4 protein-coding genes are annotated in these 6383 nt (G+C 60.3%); all 4 read left to right on the forward strand.

Annotated features, from left to right (window positions below):
* The first annotated feature begins 327 nt into the window (after nt 1-327).
* The 4 genes from mrdA (at nt 328) to dsdC (ending at nt 6184) form a co-directional block, all read left to right on the forward strand.
* Nucleotides 328-2220, forward strand: a complete 1893-nt coding sequence (mrdA, locus tag HFK74_RS32140; protein ID WP_180207098.1) for a penicillin-binding protein 2 — start codon at nt 328-330, stop codon at nt 2218-2220.
* Between the two features lie 148 nt (nt 2221-2368).
* Nucleotides 2369-3709, forward strand: a complete 1341-nt coding sequence (locus tag HFK74_RS32145; protein WP_180207099.1) for a gluconate:H+ symporter — start codon at nt 2369-2371, stop codon at nt 3707-3709.
* A gap of 43 nt (nt 3710-3752) precedes the next feature.
* Nucleotides 3753-5105, forward strand: a complete 1353-nt coding sequence (gene dsdA, locus HFK74_RS32150; protein ID WP_180207100.1) for a D-serine ammonia-lyase — start codon at nt 3753-3755, stop codon at nt 5103-5105.
* A gap of 110 nt (nt 5106-5215) precedes the next feature.
* Nucleotides 5216-6184: a DNA-binding transcriptional regulator DsdC gene (gene dsdC, locus HFK74_RS32155; RefSeq protein WP_180207101.1), complete on the forward strand. Its 969-nt coding sequence runs from the start codon at nt 5216-5218 to the stop codon at nt 6182-6184.
* The last annotated feature ends 199 nt before the right edge of the window (nt 6185-6383 follow it).

A 6383-nucleotide genomic window follows, 5' to 3' on the forward strand; every position in this document is an offset into this window, starting at 1 on the left:
GGTTTCCCCATGTGAGAGTAGGTCATCGTCAAGATTAAATTCCAAAACCCCTATCTGCGCATGCAGGTAGGGGTTTTGTTTTTGTGCCCGTTTTTCTGTAGGAGCGAGCATGCTCCGGGCGGCGTTCCGACGATGGACGTCAACGATAACGCGGGAAGCCTGGCACCCCGCGGCGTTCTCGGGTTCATCGCGAGCAGGCTCGCTCCTACAACATAAAGAAAATGACACGAAAGTGATTCAGCTGTTTTGGTATGGTGCAGCTCGTTTTTTAGCGGACTGATTTCAAGCCCAGGGATCGGTGTTTCTTTCAAAAGAGTTGCCACAGAAATGCCCCAGCCGATTCCGATCAAAGACCACGAAAAAGAGACCCGCCTGGTCAACAAGCGACTGATGGCCTGTGCCTTGTTCGTTGGCGCTATTACCTGTGCACTGGTGGTGCGCCTGTACGTCCTGCAGGTGGTGGAATTCGACTATCACTCCACGATTTCCGAAAACAACCGTGTACACGTGCTACCGATCACGCCTACCCGTGGCTTGATCTATGACCGCAATGGTGTGGTCCTGGCGGACAACCGGCCCAGCTACAACCTGACCATCACTCGCGAACGCGCATCCGATGTCAACCAGGAGCTGGACCAAGTGGTCAGCCTGCTGCACCTGCCTGCTGAAGAACGCACGGTGTTCGACAAGGCGATGAAGCAGGCGCGGCACCCGTTCGTGCCGGTGACGTTGTTCTACGAACTGAGCGAGGAGCAGATCGCGATACTGGCGGTCAACGAGTTCCGCTTGCCGGGCATCGATGTCGAGCCGCAGTTCGTGCGCCATTATCCGTTGGGCGAACACTTCGCTCATTCGGTCGGCTACGTCGGACGGATCAACGAGAAAGAGTCCAAGGTGCTGGATACGGTTGAGTATCGAGGCACCCAATCCATTGGCAAGACCGGGATCGAAAAATTCTACGAGTCGCAACTGCACGGCCATGTCGGTTACGAGGAAGTCGAAACCAATGCCCAGGGCCGTGTATTGCGCGTACTCAAGCACACGGATCCGGTGCCCGGTGAAAACATCGTCCTGAGCCTGGACATCAAGCTGCAGGAGGCCGCCGAGCACGCCCTGGGCGATCGTCGTGGCTCGGTGGTCGCGCTTGATCCGTCGACCGGTGAAGTGCTGGCCATGGTCAGCAACCCGAGTTTCGATCCGAACCTGTTTGTCACCGGTATCAGCTCCAGGGAATACTCGACGCTACGCGATTCCATTGACCGACCGCTGTTCAACCGTGTGCTGCGCGGGCTCTATGCGCCGGGCTCGACCATCAAGCCGGAAGTCGCGATTGCCGGGCTCGACGCCGGCATCGTCACGCCGCAGACCCGGGTCTTCGATCCGGGGTACTACCAACTCCCGGATTTCGATCACAAGTACCGCAACTGGAACCACAGCGGTGACGGTTGGGTGGACATGGACGCGGCGATCATGCGCTCCAACGACACCTACTTCTACGACCTTGCGCACAAGCTGGGCATCGATCGGCTGCATGACTACATGGCAATGTTCGGCCTCGGGGAAAAGGTCTCGCTGGACATGTTCGAAGAGTCCCCAGGGTTGATGCCATCCCAGGCCTGGAAGCGCGCCACGCGTCGTCAGCCATGGTTCCCTGGGGAAACCGTGATCCTCGGTATCGGTCAGGGCTATATGCAGGTCACGCCGTTGCAACTGGCCCAGGCCACGGCGCTGATTGCCAACAAGGGAGTGTGGAACCGACCGCACCTGGCCAGGACCGTGGACGGGGTCGCGCCGGTGGACGAGCATCCGATGCCCAACATCCTGCTCAAGGACCCGCGCGACTGGGAGCAGGTCAACCACGGCATGCAGATGGTCATGCACGATGCCCGCGGGATCGCCCGGGCGGCGGCAGCGGGGGCGCAGTACCGTATCGCTGGCAAGAGCGGCACCGCGCAAGTGGTGGCGATCAAGCAGGGCGAGCGTTACAACCGCGAGAAAACCCGCGAGCGCAACCGCGACAACGCCTTGTTCGTCGGTTTCGCCCCGGCCGAACATCCGCAGATCGTGATTTCGGTGATGATCGAAAACGGCGAGGCCGGTGGCCGTGTCGCCGGTCCCGTGGTGCGGCAGATCATGGACGCCTGGCTACTCGATCAGGACGGCCATCTCAAGCCGCAATACGCTGTGCCGAACAAGGCACCGGGCGATCCTCACGTCTGAACCATGGGTTCGGCATAGATGATCCCATGTCATCCATCCCTTGAAGATCCATCCTTTGTCAGGCCCCTGTGCCGCGTTCTCTAATGCCGGAAAGCTGAGTGATCCCGATCACTGATTTCAACAATAAAAGCGCTTTTCCGGAGATTGTATGCACAGTGGTCCCACCCTATTGCTGGTGCTGTTTTGCGCCATCATTCTGATTGTTTTCCTGATCGTCAAAGTGCGTGTCCACGCCTTCCTGGCCCTTACTGCCGCCAGCTTCGTGGTGGGCATCGGTTCCGGCATGCCGCTGGCACAAATGGCCGCAGCCTATGAAAAAGGCGTCGGTGGCACGCTCGGGTTCCTGGCAACCATCATTGGCCTTGGCGGCATACTCGGCAAGATGCTGGAAGAGTCCGGTGGCGCCGAGCGCATCGCCCAGACGCTGTTGAGCGCCCTGGGTAAGGAGCGTGCTTCATGGGCCATGATGCTCGTTGGGTTTATCGCGGGCATACCGGTGTTCTTCGAGGTAGGTTTCGTCCTGCTGATTCCGCTGATCTATGTGGTCGCCAAGGAGACCCGGATCAATCTGCTGTACCTGGGCGTGCCCCTGGCAGTATCGCTGATGGCCGTGCATTGCATGTTGCCGCCGCACCCGGCCGCCATGGCGATCACTGGCATGCTCGGTGCCGATGTCGGCAAGGTCATCATGTATGGCCTGATTGTCGCGCTGCCGACTGCGATCATCGCCGGGCCGCTGTGGATCAAGCTGGTCTGCAAGAGTGAAGCGCCTGAGACCCAGGAAGCGTTTCTGGAGGAACACTGCGTTGACAGCGCGACCCGGGAGCTGCCGGGCCTGGGTGTGACGCTGCTGACCATCCTGTTGCCGCTGGTGCTGATGGTCGGCAAAAGTCTTGCCGCCGGACTGCCCCATGACTCCGGGCTGTTGAGCGTTGTGGCGTTCCTGGGCACGCCGCTGATAGCCCTGTCCATTGCCGTGCTGTTCGCTTACTGGGCACTGGGTTTGCGCCGCGGCCTGACCATGCCTGACTTGCTCGCGCACACTCAAAAGAGCTTTCCGCCACTGGCCGGCATTCTGCTGATCATCGGTGCCGGTGGGGCCTTCAACGGCATCCTGGTCGACAGCGGGGTGGGTGACGCACTGTCCGCTTCCTTGACGCAGTTGAACATGAATCCCATCGTCCTGGCGTGGCTGGTGGCAGGCTTGATGCACTTCGCCGTGGGTTCGGCGACGGTGGCGATGATCAGCGCCGCGGGCATGGTGATGCCGATGCTGGGCGCGCATCCAGCCGTCAGCAAGGAAATCATCTGCATTGCCATCGGTGCCGGCGCCATCGGCTGGACCCACGTCACGGACTCCGCCTTCTGGGTGGTCAAGGAGTACCTGGGTGTGTCGCTGGCCGAAGCGTTGAAGAAGTTCACCTCGGCCACGGTACTGGCTTCCTTGATCGCGCTGGGACTGACCCTGTTGCTGGCGCAGTTTGTTTGATTCAACCCGTATTTTCCGCCTGATTGTTTAGAGGGACCCCGCCATGATTTTGGGCAAGACACTTGAAAACTGGTATGCCAGCCATCCTTTGATTCGCGACCTGGTCGCGCTGCAGGAAACCACCTGGTTCAACCCTGCGGTGGCGCCAGTTGCGCAAGCGCTTGGCGATGTGGGATTGACGGCCGTAGACGTCGCCGATGCCAGCGCACGACTGACGCGTTTTGCTTCTTACCTGCGGCGTGCGTTTCCAGAAACGCAATGCAGTGACGGCATTATCGAATCGGACATTCTGCCCGTGCCCCAACTGCAGCAATTGCTCGGCGAGCGCTACGGCCGGGCATTGCCAGGGGCTCTGTGGCTCAAGCGCGACAGCCATCTGCCGATCTCCGGCTCGATCAAGGCCCGCGGCGGTATCTATGAAGTGCTCAAGCACGCCGAAGACCTGGCGTTGGCGGCAAACCTGTTGACGCTGGATGACGACTACGCGGTGCTCGACAGCGATAAGGCACGGGCCTTTTTTGGCCAGTACAAAATCGCGGTCGGCTCGACCGGCAACCTTGGCATGTCCATCGGCATCATGGGCGCCGCACTGGGCTTCCAGGTGACCGTGCATATGTCGGCGGATGCGCGGCAATGGAAGAAAGACAAGTTGCGCTCACACGGCGTTACCGTGGTCGAGTACGCCTCCGACTACAGCGTGGCCGTTGCCCAAGGTCGCCAGCAAGCGGAGTCCGATCCGGCCTGCCATTTTGTCGACGATGAAAACTCGGTCAACCTGTTCCTCGGTTACTCGGTGGCTGCCGAACGCCTTAAAGGGCAATTGGCGGCGGCCAACATCAGCGTGGATGCGCAACACCCGTTGTTTGTCTATCTGCCCTGTGGCGTGGGTGGCGCACCTGGCGGCGTGGCCTTCGGCCTGAAGCTGGCTTTCGGTGATGCGGTGCACTGCATCTTCGCCGAGCCCACTCACTCGCCCTGCATGATGCTGGGGGTCTATACCGGGCTTCACGACGAAGTGAGCGTGCAGGATTTCGGCATCGATAACGTGACGGCCGCCGACGGCCTGGCGGTCGGTCGCGCTTCCGGGTTTGTCGGCAAGGCGATGCAGCGCTTGCTCGATGGTTTCTACACCGTCAGCGACGAGGACATGTACAGCTTGCTGGCGCTGATGGAACGCAGCGAAGGGGTGCGCCTGGAGCCCTCCGCGCTTGCCGGTGTACCCGGCATTGCCCGAGTCCTTGGCGATCAACAAGGCTATCTGGCACGTGAGGGCCTGGACAACCAGGCCATGGCGCAAGCCACTCATCTGGTCTGGGCCACAGGCGGCAACATGGTGCCGGGCGACGAGATGGACGCTTACCTGGCCAAGGGTCGTCAATTGCTGGCCAAGGGTTGATATCGACTCGAGCGGCTTGAGCGCGGCAGGCCGTCGCTGATTCAAGCGCAAAACCGGATGTGGCAAGATAACCGTCCTGCTACATCCTGGATGCCTGAGGGAAAACTGTCGTGCTCAACCTTCCTCCGCGTATCGGTTCCAGGCTCAACAGCAGCCAGTTCGCGAACCTTCACACCTTTCTGGTGGCCGCCCGGCACCTGAGCTTCGCCCGTGCGGCGCAGGAGTTGTGCCTGACCGCAAGCGCCGTGAGCCACCGCATAAGTCGCCTGGAAACGGCGTTGGACATGAAGTTGTTCCAGCGCCTGACCCGGCAGGTCAGCCTGACCGATGAAGGCGAACGGATCTTCGAGATTCTGCAGAATGCGATGGGCGAATTGTCCGAGGCGCTCGAGCAAACGTCACAAGCTGAGGTAGCCGGTTCCCTCGCGGTCTATGCAAGGCCTTCCATCGCCCAATGCTGGCTGGTTCCCCGGCTGGCGGACTTTGTCGAACGTTACCCCTGGGTGGCATTGGACCTGCGCGTGGGCAATGACAATGTCGACTTTCGCACCCGCAAGATCGACCTGGCCCTGTACTACGCCAACGGCGAGTTCCCCGGGCTGGTGAGCCAGCGCCTGATGCGCGAGCGGATGGCCCCGGTGTGCAGTCCCGAGTACGCGCGACGTCATCGCCTGGAGCAGGACCCGCAGAATTTGAGGCACTGCACGACACTGCATGACTCCCTGGCCTGGGATCATGCCGCCTACGATGCAGAGTGGACGCTCTGGGCAGAGCAACACGACATGCTCGCGGCACTTCCCGAACGTAGCCTGACCTTTGATCGCTCTGATTTGAGCGTGACGGCAGCCATGAACCACGTTGGAATCGCAATTGGCCGTCAGCAGCTGGTGCAGAAACGCGTGGACAGCGGTGAGCTGGTTCTGCCCCTCGCTGGATTCAGCCGCTCAGGTCACTACGATTATTACCTGGTCCACCCGCCGCTGGGGACGTTGCCCAAGCGATTGCTGGTGTTCATGAACTGGTTGCGGGAATGTGCGCGTCAGTCGTCGCCTTTGAATGAGCACGACGACACGTTCTGATGGTAATACTGTTCACCTAAGCATGGGGTTGTATATAAGAACTGGATTGGGTGTATATCCATTGCTGCGGTAACGGCCACTTATGGTTTCGCCCTTACGGCGACTCACTTTTTCAAACGCCGGAGTGCCGGCCCAGCAAAAAGTAAGCAAAAGGCTTTGCCCCACCACTCGGTGCCTCGCTTAGGCTCGGCATGCCCTC

It is taken from the genome of Pseudomonas sp. SbOxS1 (assembly GCF_013416725.1).
In the GTDB taxonomy this organism is placed as follows: Bacteria; Pseudomonadota; Gammaproteobacteria; order Pseudomonadales; family Pseudomonadaceae; genus Aquipseudomonas.